The sequence below is a fragment of the Limnohabitans sp. TS-CS-82 genome, assembly GCF_002943475.1.
On the sequence record NZ_PTQX01000005.1, the window covers coordinates 191,486 to 215,119 of the forward strand.

1 protein-coding gene (running past one end of the window) is annotated in these 23,634 nt (G+C 59.6%); it reads right to left on the reverse strand.

The features are described 5' to 3' along the window. Nucleotides 1-23,633, reverse strand: the 5' portion of a protein-coding gene (locus tag C5F52_RS12620; RefSeq protein WP_104798714.1) for a glycine-rich domain-containing protein. 38,224 nt of this gene lie to the left of the window's left edge; only the first 23,633 of its 61,857 coding nucleotides appear in the window; the start codon lies at nt 23,631-23,633; its stop codon lies beyond the left edge, outside the window. Nucleotide 23,634: the final 1 nt, after the last annotated feature.

Consider the following 23,634-nt stretch of genomic DNA (forward strand, 5'->3'; position numbering starts at 1 on the left):
TCGGCACGCAACACAGCGTCGCCCAAAGACTTGACGGCCACATCGCCAGTGGCGCTGATGTTCAGGTCATCGGTGATCTGAATCGTCACACTCAGCAACTCGCGTTGGTTGTCGACCCATTGGCCGGTCTGAATGTCACTGATGCCGTCGCTGGTGCCCAAAATGGGCAAGTCAGCCGGTGCTGTTGCGGATGCCGCAACTTCGCGCCACAGCGTGGGGTTGTTGAAAGTGCCCACCGACGACAAGTCGACCGTGGTTTCTTGACCGATCCACTCATAACGGCGGTAGCGGGTTTCGATGACGTCGGCGGCGCTGGCTTGCGACAACAAGGTTTTGTTGGCGGCAGACAAGGCGTTGAAGTCACCGGGGTTCAAGATGGTCACGCGGTCAGACGAACGGCCTACGCCGTAGCTCACACCCGCCGTTGTGCCCTCTGACAACAAGGTGATGTTTTGGCCTTGGACGTTGAGGCGCTCTGCCCCACCCGCTTGGCCTTGACCCAGCAGGTCTTGGTGCGGCAACAAGGCCTTCACCAAATCTGGGGCCATGGCGTATTTGGCTTTGTCGGCCAACATGGCTTGGTTGCCCAAGCCCGCGGCCTCCAGTTGTGCGTCGGTGAAGCCCGAGGCTTTCAACGCTTCCAGCGTCGCGCTGACGTTGGCAATGGCGCGCTCATACACACCGTCCAAAATCGCGCCGTGCTTGGCGGTCAGTTGCACATCGCTGAGCGTGGACAGCACCGAGGCGCCCTCCCAGCCCTTGGGTGCCATCAAGACCATGTCGCCCAAGGCTTCAGTCAGCGTCACGCTGCCCGCGCCTTTGGCGGCGATGCCGCCGTTGCCCATCACGTTGCTGTCCACGGTGACGCGGACCGAGCCTGCGCCTGCGTTGAGTTCCACACGCTCGCCCACGATGCGTGAGTTGAGCACCGAAGCGTCTTCAATGCCGTAAACCGAGTTGATGGTCACATTGCCAGCACTGACGATCAGCTGGTCGACATAGGTGGCGGCAATGATTTGGCCAATCTTCAGGCCACGGTTGCCTGCCAGCGGATCATGGTCGCGGTCTTGCAACTGGTTGACCACCACGTTGCCGGTGGCGCGGATGTTGAGCTTGCCCACGGGGTCTTTGACCGTGATGGTGACGTCGCTGTTGGCCTGAATGTCAGGCAAAGCACCGCTGATGACCACATTGCTGCCCACTTCAAGGGCATCGGCCAACAGGGCCATGGGGGTGAACACGGCATCCGCATCGTCGGGCGCAGTGACCGCACCCATCGAGATACTGCCGCGCAGCAGCAACTTGCCCGTGGTGAGGATGTTCACCTCGGGCTTGGCTGCGCCGACCAAGGTCGTGACCTTGATGGGCAAGTCGGCCTTGAGGCCGTAGGTGTAGAAGTCTTTCAAACCGGTGACGGTGGTCACTTTGGTGGTGATGACCTTCTCGCGTAACCAACCGCCGCCCTCTTCTTTGGGGCCGTCGGTGGTGATTTCTTGGTTGGCGAAATCGCTTTCGTACGTGTCGTTGGCCTTCTTGGGCGTCCAGCTCACCTCTTTGCCCGTGTCATCCACCATCTTGATCGACGAATCACCGGTCGCCTTGATGATGTTGCCAGTCAACGGGTTGCTTGGGTCGGGCATCGTTTTGCCGCCCTTGAGCTGCTGCTGCTTGGCCCACAACGCGCTGTCCGTGAAATCAATCACAGGGAACTGCACCTTGCCGCTGTCGCCCACGTAGGTGTAGAGAATGTTGGTTTTGACGTCACGCACCAGCGATTTGTCTTTGACCAAGTCCACCGCTAGGTTGCGTTTTTGCAAGTACTCAACGAACACCGCATCGTCAAAGCTGCTGACGCCCAGCAACTGGGCCACATCGGCTGCGCTGAGGACCAATTCGGACTCCAGCAAAGGTGCCCCGTCGGTGAAGCGTGTTTCGTTGAAGTTGGCCGCCGTGTCGGGCACCAAGAAGTCCCAGTCCCAGCCCAGCAAGTTGAAGCTGCGCTGCTCGTAGACCTTGAGGTTGGTCTGCGTCTTGGCCTGACCCTCGGTCCAGACGTAGTAACGGCCGGACTCGGGGTTGTAGGTCAAGTCAGCCCCCAGTTCAGCCAGTTTGCCGCCTGTGATGCCGTTGTCGGTGTAAACAATGCTGCTGACGCCGTTGGGGGCGCTGGCGGGCGTGAGTGTGCCTTGGAGTTTTTGTTGGCTGTAGTTGCCGTTTTCGAAGGTGAAGACTTCGCGCTTGAGCGTGGCGCTGTCGGTCACCGTGACTTTGCCGATGCGGTTTTCTGAGGCATCGATCACCCCCGTGGCCAAGGCGTACTTGCTCTGGTTGTCGATGTTGATTGAGGCGTAACCACTGGCCACCTTGATCTCACCGTTGCCGGTGCTGATGATGGTGCCGGTCAGATTAATGACACCGCCCGTGGGCTTGATGTCGTCCAAGATGATGGTGCCAGTGTTGGCGTCAAAGTAACCGTCCACCGTCGACAGACCCGCCGCACCGTAGCTGATGCCCTTGAGTGTGTTGCCCAAGCTGTCGGTGAAGTTGCTGGATTTTCCAGGCGCAAAGTCTTTGCCAATCGTCAGGTCAATGTTGTCAACGCCGCTTTGCAATGTGCCGTCGATGTTGAGGTAACGGGCATTGATGTCGATCGCGCCCATCGCAAACACGATGGACTTTTTCACAGGTGCGACGAATTCGGCGCTGATTTTGTAGTTGTCTGATTTGTAGTTGTAGTCAACCTGCCACCAGTCGTCAGACGCAGAGTAGTCCTCCATGGAGAGGTTGATCTCGCGCGCTTCGCCCGTGATGGGGTAACCCTTGCCATTGGTGTCATAGGCATACACCTTGTCGCCCACACGCACGGTGTCGCCAGGCTTCACCATCTTCTTGCCGGCGCTCGACTCGTAGGTGTAGCTCGGCGTGGTGGCGGGGCTGTTGATGGTGGTGGCGGGGTAAGTGCGCACAGCACTGACACGCACAAAGTAGTTACCGGCATTTTCCACACTGAAGGTGTAGGTTTGTGTGCGACCTGTCTGTATGGTGCGCAGTACCTTGCCAGAGCTGTCGATCAGCGAGAGTTCATAGTTCGCCCGTGTGTCATTCACGGCCGTTTGCAGGGTGACCGTGACATCGCCCGCTTTGTCCACTGACAGTTTGTAGTGGTCTTGGTCAAACTTGTCGTTGAGCTTGGCAGTAATGGCCACCGTAGAGGTCAGTGTGTCGGCCGTGCCTCGGGTGTCATTGAGGTTGCTTTCTTGGGTGCGGGCCGAAACCTGGCCCTCAACGGCGGCCAACAACGCGTTGACACGTGCATCGCCATAGTCAAAGGAGGCGTCATCTCGATTGCCGTCTGCGTTGTAAACCGTTGAGCCAAAGGTCTTGTTGAAATCCAGGTACTGACGTGGGTCAGCGCCCGTGTGGAACCAATCTTCAGTAGACAGGTTGAAGTCGCCAGTCGCACTGATGTTGACCGACGCCGCACGCACTTCGCCCGTGACGTTGATGCTGCCTTCCATGTTGGTGAGGAACAGCGCGCCGTCGGCGTTGCTGATCTTGCCGCGCACATACAGATCTTGTGGGCCGCTGGGTGCAGCAATGGCACCGAGGCTGCCGTTGATGCCATAGGCCTCTTTGAGGAACGCATCTTGCACGATGCGAATCTCGCTTTGACCACCCTCACCGGCTTTGCTCAAGCCCTCTTTGTTGAAGTAGGTGGTGCCCGCGTTCAGCGTGACCAACGCACCATTGACTGTTTCCACACGGCTGGTCTTGCGAATGCCAACATCGTTGACTTCAAGACCAAATGGTGTCGCGTTGGCGATGGTGATGTTGGCTTGGTCATGGGCCAGCAAGCGACCGGCGTTGAATGCCACGTCGATGGCTGCGCGCGAACTGCTGCCAGCCGCAATGTTGATCAGGCCCGGCGAAGCCTCAATGGTAGGCAAGCGCAGGAACAATTGGTCGAACTGGGTGCGTGGCACCACGGTGCTGCTGCCATCGGCCTTGTTGGCCAGGCCCATTTTTTCGAGCTGGCCGTCGATCTTTTCAAGCAAGGCTTGGTAGCGGGCAATGGCTTCGGCATTGCCGGCATGGCTGCCCATCCAGCCCACAATCTTGGCGCGGTCTTCAAACAGTTGGTTGGCCACGTTGGCGTAGACCAAGCTGGGCAAGCCCACGTCTTTGGATTTGAGAACGTAAAAATCATCACTCAGTTCGCGAGCCAGCTTTTTACCTTTGTCGCTGGTCTGCACTTGCATCTGCAACCAACCTGCGCTGGCGCTGAAGCTTTCGGTCGCCGCATCAATGGTGAGTGCAGCACCCGAGCGCTTGAACCAACGGCCGTCGCTGCTGCGCACGATGTCGTCGGTGGCCACAGCCACGGTGCCCGTCGTGGCCAGTTTGTGGGTGGGCGTGATCAGGGTCCAACGGCTGGTGTTGGTGTAGTCCTCTTTGTCGAGCACCAAGTTCAAGTCGGTGTAGCTGCCGGGCGTCAGTTGGTAGGCCGCACCGGAGATGCCTTTGGCGTAGTCGGTGCCGACCAGCTCCACGATGGTGCCGGTCGTCAAACCAATCGACACGTCTTTGAGTTCCAAGGCCACATAGTGGTAGGACTGCAGCGCGTCTAAACCGAGATTGGACTTTTCGGCTTCGGTCAGGTCTAAGCCTTTTTCGCCCGCCGACTTGATGGCGGCAATGCGCGTCGACATGGCAGCATCACTCAAGGTGCTACCTGCCAAGTTGGGCTTACCCGAAACCGTGTAGGGCTGAATGCTGACCACGGTCTTGTAATTCATGCCGGCTTCAATGCTGGCCTTGTCACCCACGATCACTTCGTTGTCGCTACGGAAAGTTTTGTCGCCCAAGGCCACCAAGCCTGTGAAGAAACCACCACCGATGTTGAGCACCAAGCCGTCCAAGGTGGCTGTACCAATGCCCTTTTCGGCCAGTAAATCGACGTTGCCAATGGCGCGCACTTCGGTGCTGCCTTGCAACTCAATGCGGTTTTGTTCATCCACGGTAACCGAGCGAACCGGTGCCGTGATGCCGAACAGGGAAATCATGGTCATGTCTGCGCGTGCTTTGCCCAAGATGATGTTGGGCACGCGGTCACGCGTTTGGCCGGCCATCAACTTGACATCGCGGCCCACCAGTTCGGCGTCGGTGAGTTTGATGTCGTTGTTGGCTTGCAAGTCCACCGTGGCAGTGGCATTGGCGAAACCAAAGCCAGACAACGAGAAGGCGTTGGCGCCGGCCATCATGTCAGCGTTGGTGCTGGTGGCCAGCACCAAATCACCACTCAAGTTACGCAACGAGGCACCTGAGCCCACCGTGATGTTGGACACAGAATCGGCCTTTTGCGTGGCCACAGCCACGGTGATGGCCAAGCCCGCGATGCCATCCACACGCACTTTGTCGACCACGTTGATGGTGGACAAGGTTTCGATGCGGAACACACCGGTATTGGTGCCAGATGTGGACACCGTGAGCGCTGCGTCAGACGCGATGTCAACCTTGGAGCCAAACTTCGCAGCACCCGAACCCAAGGTCGTGGCGTTGACGATGGCACTGACTGAGCCAGCGCTGGCCGAGAACGACTCCAGCGAGTTTTCTTTGTTGCTGTACTTGTTCTTGACCGCTTGGTTGTTGGCGCTGATGAGGATAGATTCAGCGTCCACTTGTGCGCCACTGCCAATCTTGACATCGGCGGTGCCTGCGACCAAGTTGGTCACCAAAGCACCACTTCCGGCGAATAAGCCGACGGCAATGTTGAAAGCTTGGGCGTCAAAGTCTTGATCGCGGTTGGCGATCAGGTCGAGCAGACCGACCGTGAGTACCGCCTTTTCACCCACACGGGCGACGGTTTGACCCAAGATTTGCAAGTCCGAGATTGCACCTGCACCGGCAATCAAACCACCGCTGGAGGCCGAGGACTTTTGGTAAATCTTGTCGTACGCCTTGGCACTGACACGCAACACGCCGGCTTGCACTTGGGCTTTGTCGTCAATGGCTGCATAAATCTTGCTGGCATCCACGGTCGTCACCGAAGACACACCCACTGACACCGACAAGCCGCCACTGATGGCCAGCGCATCGGAACGCGCCATGGATTCTTGGTCAGCGCGAGCGGCGATGAGCACGGTGCCGGGAGTTTTGACTTCTGTGGCTTTGATGAACGCATCCACCACGGGCGACAGCGTGTTGCTGGTTTGTGTACCCGCAGCAGCGGCAGCGACCAAGCCAAAGCTGGCCGCGGCAGCGCGCACACGCGCATTGGCGTTGGACGAACTCAAGGCGGTGACGCTGATGTCTTTGGCGGCATACAGCTCGCTCAACCCAGTGATGCTTTCAGTCACCGCCGTATCGCCACTGCGGCCTGACCAGGCGCGTGTGGTGGTGGCAATGGTGTTGTAAGCGTTGGCACCGCCACCGGCAAACGACAAACCGATGCTGGCAGATATGGCTACGGCTACAGCCGTCGACGAGGCGTCGATGGTGCCCGACTCCTTGGCATCGAGGGTGATGCTGCCCTTGGTCGCGTCCAGCAGCGCACGGTCTGCAAAGGCTTCCACGGTGCTGGTGATGCTGTTGTCAGACAAAGACACGCCAATCGCCACCGAGGCACCGGTGGTGCCAAACGACGCAGCAACCGAAACGGCCATGACGGAAGAGGCAATGCTGGAGGTATCGAGCGCCAACAGCTTGATGTCGCCATCCACGCGCACACCACGCTCGGTGGTGTTGGCGACGTAGGCGCGTGTGGTCGAGCCCACGCGGTTGACCGCGCTACCGCCCGCACCGCTCACGGCGATCGCCGTGGCGCCGCCTGCAGAAGCGGCCACTGAGCCGGCAAACACGGTGGACGCAATGCTTTGCTGAGCCAAAGCAGATACGGTGAAGTTCAGCACCGTATCTGGCGCAGAGGCCAGCTTGAGCACCGATGATTCGGTGACAAAAGCCTCAATGCGGTTGGCCGCTGGCTGCGTGAGTTGTTCCCACTTCTTGGTGTCCGAGAAGTCTTGGCTCAAGATCAAATCGATCGCGTTGCCGTCTTTGTCGGTGGTGCTGGTCAGGGACTCGTCACCGATGTATTTGTAAACCTCATTGGCGCGTGCGCCCGAGGCGGCGCTCATGCGCACGACTTGGCCCTTGCTGATGCGCGATGGCTTGTCTGTGCCGGAGGTGAAGGTCACGGCACCGGTGTAGGCCACGGGGTCGTAGCCCACGTAGTTGCGTGCCAACGAGACACCGACCGACGCACCAATGCCTGTGGCACCACCCGCACCGACGCCAACCGACGCCGAAATGATGGTGGACTTGATGCGGTTGCTGGCCTTGGCATCCACCAAGACATCATCACCTGCTGTGATGGCACTGTCGTGCACACGGGCCAAGGTGTCACCCAAGATCACGTTGAGTGCAGACGCACCCGCCCCACTCACGCCCACGCCGGTGGCACCGCCCACTGCAATCGCCATGGAAGCGGCCAAACCAAACACCTGAATGTTTGCGTCTGACAAGGCTTGCACCGTGACCGTGGTGGTGGCGCTGAGCACCGCACCGTCGATCGAAGCCAGCACGGTGCCGTCAATGATGTTGCGCGCCAAGGAAACGCCCACCGACAAGGCCACGCCGTTGCCGCCGCCAAAGGCCGCAGCCAAAGAGGCAGCACCTGCGAAAGAACGGATGGAAGAACGGTCGGTAGCAAGCACCAAGACCTCGTCTGCCTCGATGGCGCTTGGACGCTCGCCAAGAGCCGTCAAAGTGGTGACGCCCGCATGCACGCGGGTGCCAATTTGGTTTTCGGCCCACACGCCTGAGCCGCTGAGGGCAATGCCATTGCCCGCGCCCACAGCGATCGCGGCCGAAGCCGAGACCACCAAGGCGTCGATGACTTGACGCGCATCGGCACGCAAGTCGAGCACGCCGCCCGTGGTCACGTCCGAATCGGTGATCAAGGCACGCACGGTCGAGATGGCGTTGTCGCCCACCATGCCAAAGCCTTCTTGGCCAATCAAGTTACGCGCCACAGCAATGCCAATGGACGCACCTAGGCCCGAGCCTGTGCCCGCCCCCACAGCCACCGACAACGCCGCAATGGTGGCGGTGATGGTTTTGTCGCTGGAGGCATTGAGCACCACATCGCCCTCTTCGGCCGTAGCCGAACTGGCACGCAACAAGGCGTCGGTAGAACCGCTGATGGTGTTGACCGCCACGGCGCCCGCTCCGCTGAAGGCCAAGCCCGAACCACCGCCGCTGATGCCGATGGCCGCCGAGGCTGCCACGGACACTGCGTTGATGCTGTTGCGGCTGATCACCGCACTAGAAGCAGCCGACGACCCTGCAGGCGCCTCGTTGAAGGTGAGCGTGTAGCTCTTGCCAGCGGCATCGACCAGCTTCCAACGTTGACCCGCTTCGACCACCGAGACACTGATCTCGACCGGTGCAAGTTCCCAACGGCTATCGTCCGAGTAGTCTTCGTCGGCCATCAACAGTTGGTTGTTGACGCCGATGTAACGGTAAATGCGGTCTTCCTCGCCGCCGCCCTCGTGGCCTTGGGCCACGCGTACGGTGTCACCCTTGGTAAGGCGGTAGGTCGTGAGTTTGACTTTTTCCCAACGATCGGTGTTGGTGAAGTCTTCTTCGGACAAATCAATTTCCACCTCGGCCAAAGCGGCTTCCGCCGCAGCGTCGGCGCCTGCGGCAGCATCGGCGGTGTTGAGGGTGAACTTATCTAAAGGCAAATCGCCTTTGAATTCGTACACGTAGCCCGCGTCCTCGCCCCAGAGCAAGCCGACGCGGTCGCCCGCAACCAAAATTTGCTTGCCGTCTTCCGTGGTGTAGTCGCAGCTCAAGCCTTCGGTGCTGCGATACAGATAGGCCGCATGAACTTCGTCCAGTGTGGGCAGCGTGAGACCTGCATCTTCCAAGGCTTGCACCAAATTGCCTTGGCTGGCTGGATCGGCGTAATCGTCAGCAAAGCGCCAACGTGTGGTGTCGCTGAAATCTTCTTTCCACAAGGCGATGTCTTCTTGAACGGCCAGTGCTTCCCAGTCGGCGCCATTCGTGAAATCAACAGTGGAAATGTCAATGCTACTGTTGCCTCCCAGGTACTTGTAGAGCCTGCCGGCCAAACCGCTTTCTTTGGGCGGTCCAAAGGTGGAAGTGACCATGTGGTTGCTGCCCACCAAGATCACGTCGCCATTTTTCACGTCGTGCCAGGTCTTGCCTTGGATGCGCTCACCGTCTTCAGTGGTGTAGTCTTCTGTAGCCCCGCCGTAAACATAAACACGGCCGACTTCGCCACCTGCCGTGTGGCCCTCAGCCACTTGCACGGTATAGCCAGACTTGACGGTTTGCTTGTCGGTCGAGACTTTGCGCCAATCGTCGCTGTGGATGATGTCCGCCTCGAACAGATCGACCACGTCGTAAATCAAGTCGCTGTTGACCAGCACATAAATGTTGTAGTCGCCGCTTGGCTCGCCTTGGTCATCCAACACGTCCACGCGCACTTTGGGCATGCGGGTCGAGGTGGTGCCCAAGAAACTGCCCGTGACGATCTTGCGCAGTTCAACCTCGCCGTCGCTGGCGAGGTAATCCCAGCTTTGGCCTTGACTGCTGGTGTAGCTGGCTTGTTTGCCGGCATTGGCTAACGCGTTCAAAGCATCGGCGGTCAAGCCGGCTTCTTGCATGGCGTCGTAGTCGAGTTCACTGCGGTCCACGCCGCTGGAGATGGCGCGCAAGTCGATGTTGCCGCTGCGGGCCACCAAATCGGCACCGACCACATCGGCCAAGACATCCGAGTCAATGCTGTTGAAAGCGAGCGATAAGCCAATCGCCACGGAGGCGGCGGTGCCTGTGCCCGATAAAGAAGCCGACAACGCGGCAGCGCCGGTGATGGCGTCGATGGTGGCTTGGCTCTCGGCACGCACCGAGATGGCACCTGCTTCGATAGCCAGTGGGTCAGCGGTGTTGCCTACTACACCCGATTGCAAGCTGGCAGTGATGCGGTTTTCCGCATACGCACCCGCAGCGCTCAAGCTGTAAGCAGATGCACTGGCGCTGGCACCCACCGCAGCGGCAGCCGCTAAAACCGTCGCCTCAATGTCGGCCGTGCTGACCGCTTCAAGGTTGAGGTCGCCTGTGGCTTGTACGGCGCTGTGGATCAGCTGTGCGCGAGTGGCCGCGACGTTGGCGCTGTAGCTGACCAAGTGCCACTGGCTTTCGTCTGAATAGTTCTGGTTGACCAAATCAATGCCTGCGGCATTGGTGAGTTTGTCGCCCACGTATTCGTAGATGTCGTTGCCCATCAAGGCAGAGTCCAGCAAGACACGCTTGCCTTTGACCAACTCGGTGAGTTTGTTGTCTTTGTCGTAAGCCGTGGCTTTGTAGTCGTAAGACACGACAGATGGTGATTGACCGATCAAGTTGCGCGCGACCGACAGGCCCACGGCAGCAGCGGTGGCGGAGCCACCCAAGCCAATGGATACCGAGGCTGCCACCGAACGCAGGTAAGCGTTGATGCGCGCATCGTCCAGTGCTTTGACTTCGACTTGACCGTTGGTCTGGGTCCCGTCTTCATCGGCCTCAGCTTCGGTGACCAAATTGGCCCACTGGGCGTACGCCTGCGCGTTGCCCGTGATGCGGTTGAGGGCCAAGGTGCCCGCACCCGACACCGCAGTGGCACCGCCAGTCAAACTGGCAGAGACGGCGATCGCGGTGGCGCGGCCATTGGCCACGATGGCCGAACCACGCTCGGTCGTAATTTGGATATTGCCACTGGTCGACGTGACTTCGGCAGGGGTGGCCAAGGAGAGGCCACGCACAAAGGCACTGACGTCGCTGTCCACGTCGTTGCGGGTCAAGCTCACGCCCACGGACACCGATTTGGCGGCCCCAGAGGTGCTGGCCGAGATGCCAATAGCGCTGGCCGCCACTTCGGACTCGATGCGGGTGTTGCTATTGGCTTCGACCACGATGTCGCCTTCAGCGAGGATGCTGCCGGTGCCGTCCACCGAAGCTTCGGTGGTGGCTGCGATCTTGTTCATCGCAATCACAGGGGCCACGGTGATGGCCTTGCTGTCGGCTTTGGTGCTGACATCCAGCGCCAAGGCTGAGTTGTCGATGAGCGCTTGGATTTGCCCGTCCGACGTGGCCGCAACGTTCAAACTGCCTGAAAGCTCCAGCGGCGTGTTGACGATGCGTGCGGTCGTGGTGAGTTTGTCTTGCCCTGCCAAGCTGGTGCCCAACACACCGTCCACGATGTTGTAGAGCAAGTTTTGAGGGGCGTAGCCGATGGTGTTGAAGGCCAACACAACGCCCACAGACGTTGACGCTTTGACCGTGCTGTTGACCTCAGCCAAGATGAAGGCGATGTTGTCGGCGGTGACGCTCACGTCACCCGCTTGCTCGCCCTCTAAATCTTCGGCGGTCACGAGCGTGCTGTTCTTGAGCAAGGCATCCGCGCCACCCAAGATGGTGTTGGTGGCAACCACCACATTCACACCTGCGGTCTTGGCTTCGACCACACTGTTGTCTTGTGCCAAGATGATGGCCGACTCGGTGGCCGAGATGCTGACATCACCCGTGACGTCAATCTCAAAACCTTCGACCAAGCTGTTGACGTTGCTGCGCACATCGTTGCGCACCACCAAGCCACCAAAGGCGGAAGCGCCATCGTCAGCCAAGGTGGCCTTGTCCATCAAGGTGCCCACAGCGACAGCCGCTGCTGCAGCGGTATCGACCAAGGCGTCCAAATCAATGGCCATCCAACGGCTGGTGTCGGTGAAGTCTTCTGCGCCCAGGTCAAAGACCGATGACGAACCTTTGAAGACATACGTGGTGTCAGCTGAACCCTGAATCTTGCGCCACAGTTCGGTGTCACTGAAATCGGTTTTGTCCAAGCGTGGGGCTTCGAGGTCGTCTTCGCCCAAGTACTCGTACATGTCGCCCGCTTCGCCGCCGCCCAAATTGGACTTGAGTTCAACGCGCTCGCCTGCCGTGAGAACTTCAGGACGGTCAAAGGTGGTGTAGGTGGCACCGCCCACGCGCACGCGGTCGCCAAAAATGACGCGCTGCGAGCCCGAGAAGTCGGTGTAAGTCACGCCAAACAGGTTGACGAACGCACGCATGGCCAAGGCCAACTCGTTTTCTTCGCCCGAGATGACCGACAAGTCCACGGTGGACACAATGCGCGCATCGTCGCTAGAAGCCACGCTCAGTCCGCCAGCACCGGCGGTCAGCGTACGCATGACCAAGGGGTTGCTGTGGGTGATGGTGGCAAGCGCACCGCTGCTGACCATGTTGCTGGCCAAAACGAACCCAGCGGAGACACTCTTGGCGCCGCCCCCAGCGGCTGCAGGCGGTGTCAGGCTGGTCGTGTCCAGGGCCGGTGGCTCTTGCGCGGCCAAAGCCGAGGCCACTTCGTTCTTGATGTCCGAGAGAATTTCGGCCTCGTTGGTCGCCGTGACCGAGATCGCGCCTGCTGACTCCACGTCGGTGTCGTGCAAATAGGCTTTGACCATCGACGGGGCTTCGTCGCCGATGTCGCTGCCCACCAACGCATCGATGGCAGCGAAGAGCACGTTTTGAGCTTCCCAGCCAATGGTGTTGAAAGCCAGCGTGACGCCAACCGACGTGCCGTCAGAGCTGATCGAGCTGTTGTTGCTGGCGGTGATGCTGGCGGTGTTGGAGCCCTCCACCGTCACGTCGCCCTCGGTGGTGACCACCGTGCTGTCAGAGATGTAAGCCGCTGACTGGTTAAGGATCAGGTTGGTGGCAATCACGCCGCCCACAGCCAAACCCTTGCCCGTGCCGCCACTGGCCTCTGCTACGGCTTCCAACTCAGCTTCAATGCTCGCTGACTCAGACACGGTCACGCTGACTGAACCAGCCGTGAGGGTGGCATAGCGAATGAAGGCTTGGGCCAAAGCACGCACATCGTTGCGCACCACCAAGCCGCCCACAGCCATCGCGCCCTTGACGGGTTCGGCAGCGATTTCGGGCACCAGCTCGGCAGGCGCTTCTGCATCGACTGGGGCCAAGGCAAAGCGCAGCGTTGTGGCAGAAATGCCATCAGCGGTTGCACCAAATGCGACGGTCCATTGACCAGCTTCAGTGCCTTGGCTGACCGTGATGGGCAAACCCGTGGTATCCAGAATTTCGCCGGCTTCAGATTGCGCGGCCAGCAACTGGGTGCGCACGTCGTCTGCCGTGGCGTTGACGGACAGGTTTTCGACGGTGTAGTTCACGCCGTTGAGTTCCACCTGAAGGTGGAAGTCGGTCGTGCCCTCGGGGGCTTGCAGCGCGATGTGGTAGCTGGCGCCTGTGGCGCTTTGGCCTTGAATATCGGTGCCTGTGGTGACCGTGACCCCCGCAGATTTTGTTTTGACCTTGATTTGGTCAACATTCAGGTTTTCGAACTGGCCTTGCATGGCCAGCATGAACTGGCCCGTCTTGCTGAGGCTGACGGTGATCTGGTCAGTGCCCAACTTCTGATCAAGTGCGGCTTGAATCAGTGCGAGTTGATCGGCCGCCGTGTTGCCGGCATGTCCCTCTTGCAGGGTCTGTGTGTTGAAACTGAGCGTGTTGGTTGGCAGGCTCTTGCTGATGGGTTGCACACGCTCAGCTGTGATTTGCCCAATGTTCTTGCCCGCCAAAGCACCGCTGAAGACGATGTCAAAGGCACGAAAGCCTTTTGAGCCTTGGTCAAAGGTGACGGTAACGGGGCTTTTGCCCTTGGCCGAAGAGACCTTCAGCAAGCTTTCGATGGCTTGCTGCAAGACGGCTTGATCGCGGTCGGGGTTGTTGGCAAACGTCAATTCCGCTGATGTCTGATCACCCAAGACCAATACATATTTTTTATTCGCGTTCTCCAACGGATTCAAGAAGGTGATGCGTTGCAGCTCATTGCTCTTGGCACCAATATCCAGCACCGCGATGTCGTCGGTGACCTTGGCATTGCCCAAAGCCAGCGAGAAAAATTTATCTTGGCCAATGGCCGTGCTGGCCACATTGAGGGCCAGGGTTTGCAATTCAGACACGCCAGAGGCGCTGGCACCGAGCTGATCGGCATCGACCCAAGAGGGTTGGTCCGTGGTGTCGACGGCCCCTGTTGGGTCCGTAGGATCAGTCGTGCTCGTATTTGGGGCACCCGTATTTGGGGCACCTGTGTCTGGGGTTCCAGCGCTGTCAGTTGGCGCTGGCGCTTTCAACGCAGTTTGTAGCTTCAAAGAGCTGTCGCTACTTGTCGCAGAGGCAAAGCTCACCACCCATTGGCCCGAGGTTTGGCCGAGCTTGACAGTCAGGGCTACGCCACTGGCGCTGAGTAACTTGCCGCTGGCGGACTTGGCAGACAGCAGCTGGGTTTTGAGCTGGGCCGCGGTCACGTCCACGGACAGGTCGCTGACGGCATAGATCTCGCCGCCCACGGTGATGTGGGCATCGAACAAGGTTTGCGCTTCTGAAGCCTGCAAATCAATCAGGTAGCTAGCGCCGGTTGCAGCTTTGCCTTCGGTTTGAGTGGCCGTGCTGACCTTGACACCCGCCGTGGCGCCTTGGGCTTGAATTTGATCGAGGTTGACGTTGCTGTATCTGCCGTCCATGGTCAGCACATAGCTGCCATCGGTGGCCACGCTGACGTTGATCAAACCTTCTTGGGTTGCTGCATCAAAGAAGGTTTTGTCCAGCGCGCTCTGAATGAGCGCGACTTGGTCTGTGGAGGTTTTCGCAACGCTGCCGTCCTGCAGGGTTTTGGCGGAAAACGCCAAATTACCCCCCTTGGTAGTGCTCGGCAAGGCCTGCACTTGGCCCAAGTTGGGCTGAGTCGCGTCTTTGGCGGTGAACGCCATGGTGAAGGTGCGGTGGCTGCTGGCATCGGTGCCATACGTCACCTTGACGGAGGCGAGGTCTGGGTGGGCGGACAAGGCATCTTTGATGCGAGCCGCGTCCATGGTGGGGTCACCCGAGTACGCCATTTCGGCGGAAGTCCAGCTACCCAGCTTCAAGGAGAAACGCTTGCTGGTATCCGCTTGCGTGACGGTCAGCACTTGTTGCTCTTTGGCGGCACTTCCCAAAGTGAGCACCTCAATTGGCGCCGTGACTTTGCTGTTGCCCAAAGCCAACTGGAAGCTGCGTGCCGTGCCCTGGCCTAAGCTGGCGTCAACGGCCAAACGCAGGGTTTGCACTTCGTTTGTGCCAGCGCCGGCTGCCAAAGCGTCTTCAGCGGTGACCCAAGTCAAGCCCGCCTCAACCACCGTCTCGGGTGGGGTTGTGGTGTCCCCGGCTCCTGTGCTGCCTGTTTCAGCTTCGACCACCGGGTCGTTCTTGCTCATGTCGAGTTGGATAAAGGGCAACTCAAAGCCAAACTTAGCCAACACGGTCACGCCCAATTGCACGAAGGGGGCGTATTTTTCAAGTTCAGGCGGCGTGAAGTCACCAAACGCCAATTCGGGCACATGCAACTCGAGGGGCACGCTGTCGGTGGCATCGGTGTCGATGAACAGCTTCAAAATGTCTTGCGCCGTCTCGGGCAACTTCTCGATCATGTCGAGCAAGCTGAACTGCAAGTAGCTCAGGCTCGGGTCTTCGGCGTTGTCTTCGAAGGTGAAGATGTCCAAGCCCAGCGCTTCGGCCACGCCTTGCACCGCATCGGTGATGGGCAAGGTCTGGTCGATGGCCAAGCCCAACAAACTGGCAGACACCGTCGGGTTGTACAAACGCACTTCCGTCGGGATGGTTTGCAGCAATTCGCGGAACTGGTCTACAAATGGCACGGTTTCGCTGAACACAGGCAAGGCCAATTCGGGCAGCGTCAGGACCACAACGTCCTCAGGGCCTGAAGCGGGCTTGATGAACGGCTCGATCACCTTGTAAACGTCCTCCGACAAGATGTCGGAGAGCGCAAATTCGATCAAATTGGGGGCGTCACTGAAGAACGGATCAATCACATTCAGTTGAACGCCGAACAAGGTGCCCGTGCCATTGACGTCGGTGATGGCGTAGCGCTCAGGAATGACTTGAACCAGCGTTTCAAAGGCCTCATTGACCGCATCGAGGTCAGTCATGTCGACTTTGACCATGTCGCTGGTGGGTGTGAACGTCCAAGCGTCTAAATCAATGTCGTCGCCTGCTTCTTGCGCGGCGAGGGCCGCATCCAGGTCGAGGCGCGGCAGGTTGACCTTGCCCACTGGCAAGGTGTCGTCGATGTAGGCGGCGTAGGTTTCGGGCGTTTCAAAGCGCAGGGTGGTGCCAAAGTCAATCGCCAACACATGGCCCAACAGGGTGGTTTTGTAGGCAGGTAAGGTGATGTCAAAGAATTTGGGTAAGAAGGCTTTCACCTCGCCTGTGACCCCCGCTTCGGGCAAGTCCACATACACATCAAAGTTCAGCTCGGGCATGGTCATGCTGAAGTCACCATCGGCCCACGCCTCTGCGTCGACCAAGTCCAACAACAAGGTGTCGGCCCAACCCACGGAAACGTTGAGGCCCCATGCCACGCTGGTGGGCGCGGCGGGGTCCAGCTCAGCAGCATCGGCAGGCGGCGTCACAGCGGCTTCACCTAAGGCATAGTGGTATTCGTAATGCGGCAGCTCTGGGTTGGGCAGGTAAAGCTCTAAGTTGAGCGCTGGCCCTTGCACGTTGTCGCCCAACATTTGGGCGTCTCCGGCTTGAATTTGAATGCCCGTGTCGAGCTGGCGAACGCCCTCAGGCTTTTTGTCACCGGTCAAAATCTCCAAGAGATTGGTGTTTTGCCAACCCGCTCCCACCGTCAGGCCCACCCCCCATTCCGTGCTGTCCGGTTCGGTGGCGATGAAGGGGAACACTTGCTCGAAATAAGTCAGCATTGGGTTGCTGACGTCAATTTCCAAGGCGTCGTCCCAATAGGTCTCTTCGCGATCGGCCACGCCAGCCACGTCCATCAACACGTCAAGGTCCAAGGAACCCAACTCGATGTCCATGGGCGCCATGTCAGGGTCGATGTAGTCCCGCAGCGATTCAGGCGTGTCAATGGTGATGGCCTCGCTGTAGGTCAACGCGACGGGCTTGCCCATCAAGGTGACATAGACCGTGGGCATGTGCACCACAAATTGCGCGGGCAAGATGTGGTTGGCGTCCATCTCCACATCGCCAAAGAAGACCAAGGCCGAGAACTCGGGCAACAGCGGCTCAAAACGCCCCTCCAGCAAAGCCGGCAGGTTGATCAAATCCAACAGCTTGGCATCGGGCCAGCCAACGGCGGCACGGATGCCCCAGTCATACACAGCACCACCGTGGGTGAAACTTCCCAAAACTTCTTCGTGCTCGAAAAACGGCAGATCAGGGTTCGGAAAGTTCAGCTCTAAGCTAAGTCCAGGCGCAGCACGGCCCAACAAGGAGCCTAAGTTCAGGGTCATGCCCTGCTCGGTCGAACTGAAGCCAGCTGGCGTGTCGCCGTTGACACCGTTGATGAAGTCGCCCACGGTGAGGTCACCCCAACCGCCGGAGATCGTCATGCCCACGTTGCTTTCAACGCCCCCCATTGGGATGGTGGTGAGCACGATTTCTTTCTCAACCGAGGGCATGCTCGATTCGAGGAAGGCCAACACGTCGCCCACAAAGCCAACCGGCGGCAGCAGTTCGTACCAAAGACCGGTGTTGTCGTAGTTTTCCTCGTACAGATCAACTGTTTCGTCAGCGCCCATGTAACGGTAAATGCGTGCTGGCGTGCCGCCCGCTTCGTGATCGGCATCGACCATCACTTGGTCACCAAAGGCCAAATCGATGACACCGTCGCCGCTGTGGTAGTCGACACGCAGGTACTCGCCGTCGCCCTCTTCCACGGCGGCATCGCCGCTGGAAGTGGCGGTGACCACCGTGTTGGCCACGATGGCTGGGGTGTCTTCGGCTTGCACCGTGACAGCACCCTCGACGTTCAGGGTGTAAGTCTCGCTGTCGTTGGGTTGGAGCACAAAAGCTTGTGCGTCCGTGCTGACCATGTTTGAGGCCAACACCAGACTGGCGGCAGCGCCGGCGCTTTCGCTGCTGGCTTCGTTGGTGGTGGTGGCCGTGAGCGTGGCTTCCATGCTGGAGAGCACGTTCAAGTCGCCACCCAACTCCAGTTCCACCGTTTCGGCTTTGGCCAAGGCGACCAACGGGTCTTCATCACCAATGTCGGTACCAACCAAGGCATCGACCGCTTTGAACAACACGTTTTGAGCCGCCCAGCCCATGGTGTTGAAGGCCAGAGTCGCGCCCACGGCGGTGCCGCCAGAGCTCATGGTGGCGGTGTTTTCGGCCGTGATGTCGGCCACGTTGTCGGCTTGTACGGTCAAGCTACCGTCAGCTTGCACTTGGCTCTTGGTCAAGATGGCGCGGCTCGATCCAAGCACCACGTTGTTGGCGATCAAGGCATTGATGGCCATGGGTGTTGCTGCGGGCTCGACACCCACGTCAGGTTCGGCGGCAGCTTCTGCGTCTTCTTCTGGTGCGGGGCTTTCGGTGCTGCCAGACAGTGTTGAGCTCAAGCTAGAGGCTTCAGAGGCGCTGATGGTGATGTCGCCCGCCGCAGTCAGTGCCACGCGGTCGACCGTGGCGAGTACGTCGCCACGCAACTCGTTGGTCACCACCACGCCGCCCACGGCGGTACCACCGCCGCTGGTCGCGGCCATGGTGACTTCGGCTTCAATCGTGCCCGCGTCGGTGGCGGTCACGTCCATATTGCCGCCGACCAAAATTTCCATAGGCACGGCATACGCACCTTCAATGGCTGCGGCTGTAGGCCAAAGTGGGCCTACCCAGGCTTGGCTGGTGGTGCTGACTTTGTTGCTGGCCAAGACAAAGCTGGCCGAGGCGCTGGCTGCGTTGGCCGTTGTTTCGTTGCTGATGGTGGCGGTGATGGTGGCCCCCACCGCGCCGTCTGGGTCTTCGTCTAAGCCGCCAGCTGTGACGGCGACATCGCCGCCCACCGTGAACGCTGTGTCCAGCACCATGGCACTGACCACGGCGGGTTGTTCGGTGCCCAAAGCATCGCTGCCCAGCAAGGCGTCGATGGCGTTGGCAAACAGGTTTTGCGGCTTCCAACCGATGGTGTTGAAAGCCAACGTCACACCCACGGCCGTGCCGTCAGATTCAAGGCTGGCGGTGTTTTCGGCGCTGATGGTGGCGATGTTGTCGGCTTGCACCGACAGGTTGCCATCCACGGTCAAGGCACTGTGGGTGATCTTGGCGCTCGCTTCGCTGAGCACCAAATTGGTAGCGATCAAGCCATTGAGGGCCAAGGGGCTGGCAGTGGCTGTCTCAGCGGCGGCTGGATCAGCCGCTGGATCGACTGCTGGATCGACAGCAGGGTCCGTGGCAGCTGGATCGGCAGCAGGTTCTGCGGCGGCCAGTGATGTGGTTTCACCCGACAGGGTGGCTTCGATGGTGGCGGACTCGAGGGCCAACACCAAGAAGTCTTCGGTGGCTGCGCCTTCGACGCTGTCCACCTCGGCCAGCACTTGGCTACGGACATCGTTGCGCACCACCAAACCGCCAACTGCAGCGGCACCACCGCTGCTGGCAACCATGCTGACGTCCGCCGAAATACCGGCTTCGTCGGTAGCGGTCACTTGCAGGCTACCGCCCGAGGACAGAGTCACGCGGCGCGCCACGTTCAAAGCCGGTGCCACGCTGGCGCGCACGCGTGCGTTGACCAAGTTGCTGGCCAACACCATGCCGGCAGCCACACTGGCGCCGCCCGAAGCAGCTTCGTTGGCGATGGTCGCGGTGATTTGTTCAACCGCTTCGGCGTCGATGGACAGATTGCCATCGGCACTGAGGTTGGAACCTGTAACAGTGGCCAAAATTTGGGCGGGTTGCTCGTCGCCAATGCTGGTGCCCAGCAAAGTGTCGATGGCGTTGAAAAGCACGTTCTGAGCTTTCCAACCAATGGTGTTGAACGCGAGTGTGACGCCCACGGCGGCACCATCGGCGTCGGCTTTGGCGCTGTTTTCTGCCTCAATTTCGGCAGCATTGCGGGCCAAGGCCGTGAGGTCGCCGCCTGCGTGGATGTCACTGTTGAGCACCGTCATGCGCACATCGGACAACACCACGTTGGTAGCGATCAAACCTTTGATGGCCATAGAGGCCGCGCTCTCAGGCGGTGCAGTTTCAGCCGAGGTTTCGGTGAAGACGCCGTCGGCCGGGTCCACTTCGGCTTCATCTTGGGCGAGCAAAGGCAAGGCTTGGTCGGTCAGCAAAGCCATGATGCTGGCCGAGCCACGGGCGAGCAGTTCCACATCGCCCCCCACTTCAAGCATGGCGTTGTCAACCAAGGTCAAGACCGTGCTGCGCACATCGTTGCGCACCAATTGCGCGCCCAATGCGGCGGCGCCTTCGCTGCCCACAGACGCGCCAATGCGGGCCACGATGCCCGAGGTGTCGCTGGATTTGGCCAGCAAATTGCCACCCACATTGAAGATGGCGTCAGCACTTAAACCACCGGCACCCGTCTCTGTCTTGGGTGTCAACAACACATTGGCACCCGAGCTCACCAAGTTCGAAGCCAGTACCAAGCCCACAGCTGCACCGCCGGAAGAGCTGACGCTGTTTTCGATGGTGGCGTTGATTTGCGGCACGTTGACGGCCGTCAAGTTCAAGTCTTCGCCCACGTCCAACTCGGTGTTGGTGATTTCGGCGCTGGCCACGGCAGGCTGCGCCACGCCCAAGCCGTCCGCGCCGATCAAGGCATCGATGGCGGCTGAGAAAATATTTTGGGCTTTCCAACCCACGGTGTTGAAGGCCAGCACCACACCCGCAGCAACGCCCGTGCTTTCAGTGCTGACGGTGTTTTCGGCGGTGATGGTGGCGCTGTTTTCAGCCTCCACACCCAAGCTACCACCCACGGTGGCAAAGCTGTCGCGCAACGACGCGGTGGCTTCAACCAAGATCATGTTGGTGGCGATCAGGCCATTGGCAGCCACCGTGGTGCCGCCAGCGGCAGCGGCCTCAGCATCTGGCGCTGCCACTGGGGTGTCTGCCGCAGCACCCTCTTCTGCGACCGGCTCCGCGACCACCACGTCACCACTCAAGGTGGCTTCGATCAAGGCCGTGGCCGAGGCTGTGAACGACGCGTCGCCTTCCGCTTCAAGGGACAAGGTCAAACCATCGGCGGAGACGTTCGAGCGCACATCGTTGCGAGAGAACACACCACCTGCAGCGACGGCGCTGCCCGAGGTGGACACGTTGGCAGACATGGCCACGTCGGCCGTGATGCCCGACTCATCCGTGGCCGAGACAGTGAGACCACCGCCCACCACGAAGGTGGCTTGTGCGGCAGATTCAAGGCGCTTCTTGCCGTCGACAAAGGCACGGGTTTCTGAGCGCACGCGGTTGCTCGCCAAAATCATGGCAGCCCCCACAGACAAGCCCGTGCCAGATTCGCCAACCACCACATCGGAGGAGTTTGAAACTTGGGCATCGACGGCAATAGCATCTTCAGCCAGCACGCTGAGGTCGCCCGCCACCGTAGCGTCTGAGCCACGGATGAAGGCTTGGGTCAATAAGGGCAATTCGGTGGTACCGATATCGGTGCCGAGCACGCTGTTGATGCCAGCAGCGGCAATGTTGCCCATGTCCCAACCGACGGCGTTGAAGGCCAACGAGGCACCGGCGGCAGCGCCCGAGTTGTTGTAGACCGCGGTTCCGGCTTTGCTTTGCGCAGTCAGGGACGAGCTGTTGACAGCTTGCACCGCCAAATCACCTTCGGTGGTTTCGAGTGTGCTGTTGTCCACATAGGCCTGCACTTGACCGGTGAGTTGGTTCCAAGCAAAGGTGCCACCAAATGACATTTGGAAGCTGCTGGTGGCGCTGTTGCCTGCAGCGGGGGTGGCGGTGGTCGACGCGGCATCGAGTTCTTCGGTGCCAGACACGGCCATCGATTCCAGGGTGACGATCAAGGTGCCACTGCTGTTGGCCAGCAAAGCTGACTCACTGGCGCTCACGTTGCTGTTGAGGATGACAGCCTTGACGTTGCGATTGACCGTGTTGCTGGTCGATGCCACGCCGACCTTGAGCGTCTCCATCTGCGGAATGTCGGCCGAGAAGCCTTCGCTGGTGGCGGTGAAGTTGGACGCGTCGCTCGCAATCAAGGCCAAGGCACCGGCACTGGTGAGGTCCACACTGTCCAACCACACATCGGTGCTGCCACTGCTGCGGTTCATGGCAATCTTGCCGTTGGCGAGGTAGTTGGTTTCGTTGAGCGCATACACATTCAAAGCCCCCACATCGAGCGTCGCGTTGGCCACAGAGGCCTGCACGTTGTGCTCAATGTTGCTGATGTGCAAGCCCACCAAACTGGACATGACCGAGCCTTGGATACCGGCGTTTTCGCCGTCTGCATCGCCGGGGCCATCAAAACTGGCCGCAGAAACTTGCACCAAACCTGCGCTCTGGTCGGGCTGAGCACCCACGGTGACGGGGGTCTTGCCTGTGGCGGAGCTGCCCAAGCTGGCAATGGTGTTGCGCACCATGTCGATCTGGGTCCAGCCCAACTCGAAGCCTTCGAGGGCTTGGCCCGCTTCCGTGGTTTTGGAGAGGGCAGAAATCGCCCCATCGCTCATATCGAGCACCACGGAGGCATCGGTCCAGTCAATGGCTTCGATCACCAAGCCGGTGCCCTCGCTGCCGTCTTCGGCCGCTTCTGGGGCTAACAACAGGGTGACGCCACCTTCGACCACGGCTTCGGTGTTTTGCTTCAGATCCAGGGCTAAACGGCCGCCCACCAAGCCATCGTTGGCGGCAATGCCCCAAATAGATTCGGTGTGCGCGCTCAAAGACACACTGTGTGCCGTGATCTGCGCGCCATCGGTCACGCGCACGCTGGAACTGGTGCTGCCATGGACGGTGTAAAACCCCGTCAAAGCCGCCTCTTGTTGCAAGTCCACATTGATTTGCGCAGCCAACACCACATTGCCTGTGATTTGCATCGTGCCGGCCACGTCAATGCTAGCGGTGAGGTCCAGGCTGTCGGAGCCCACGACGGCAACGCCGAGGTCGCCCGTGAAGCTGTTGCTGGCCGTGAACATGAGGTTGCCTTGCCCCGTGACGGTGCTGGTAGAGGGCAGTTGAATGTGCTCGACGTCCACCGACAGGCTGGTGGAGCCCAGGTCCACGTTCTCCAGCAGCAAGCGGTCTAAACCGCCCTCGCCTCGAATGCCCAAAATGCTGGTGGGTTTGGCAAACACGATGTCGTACATCGCGTCGCCACCGACGCGGGACAACCGCAAGTGGCCGCTGTCCTCGTTGCTCAAGCTGACTTGGCTGTCGCCATCACCCAAGTCCAGCACCAACGAAGACAGTTGCGAGTTGAGTTTGAGCAAAGACGACGTGGAACCGGTCCAGTTGAATTTGTTGCTTTGCTCGGATTGCGGCTTGGTCAGGTCAATCAAGCTGGCAATGCTGGAGATGGTCTCCATGTCCAGCGGATTGACTGCTTTTTGCTGCAGGTCGTGCGCCATGTTTTCAACCATCAGCGGTTGATCGCTGTCGAGACGGTTGAATTGAACCAGGGGTTCGGCAGAAAGCAAGATGCGGTCTTCCAAGCGTTCGACCGTGCTGCGACTGCGACGGAACGCGTGACGAATGAAACCGAGGTTTGAGCGTTTGACTTTTTTCATT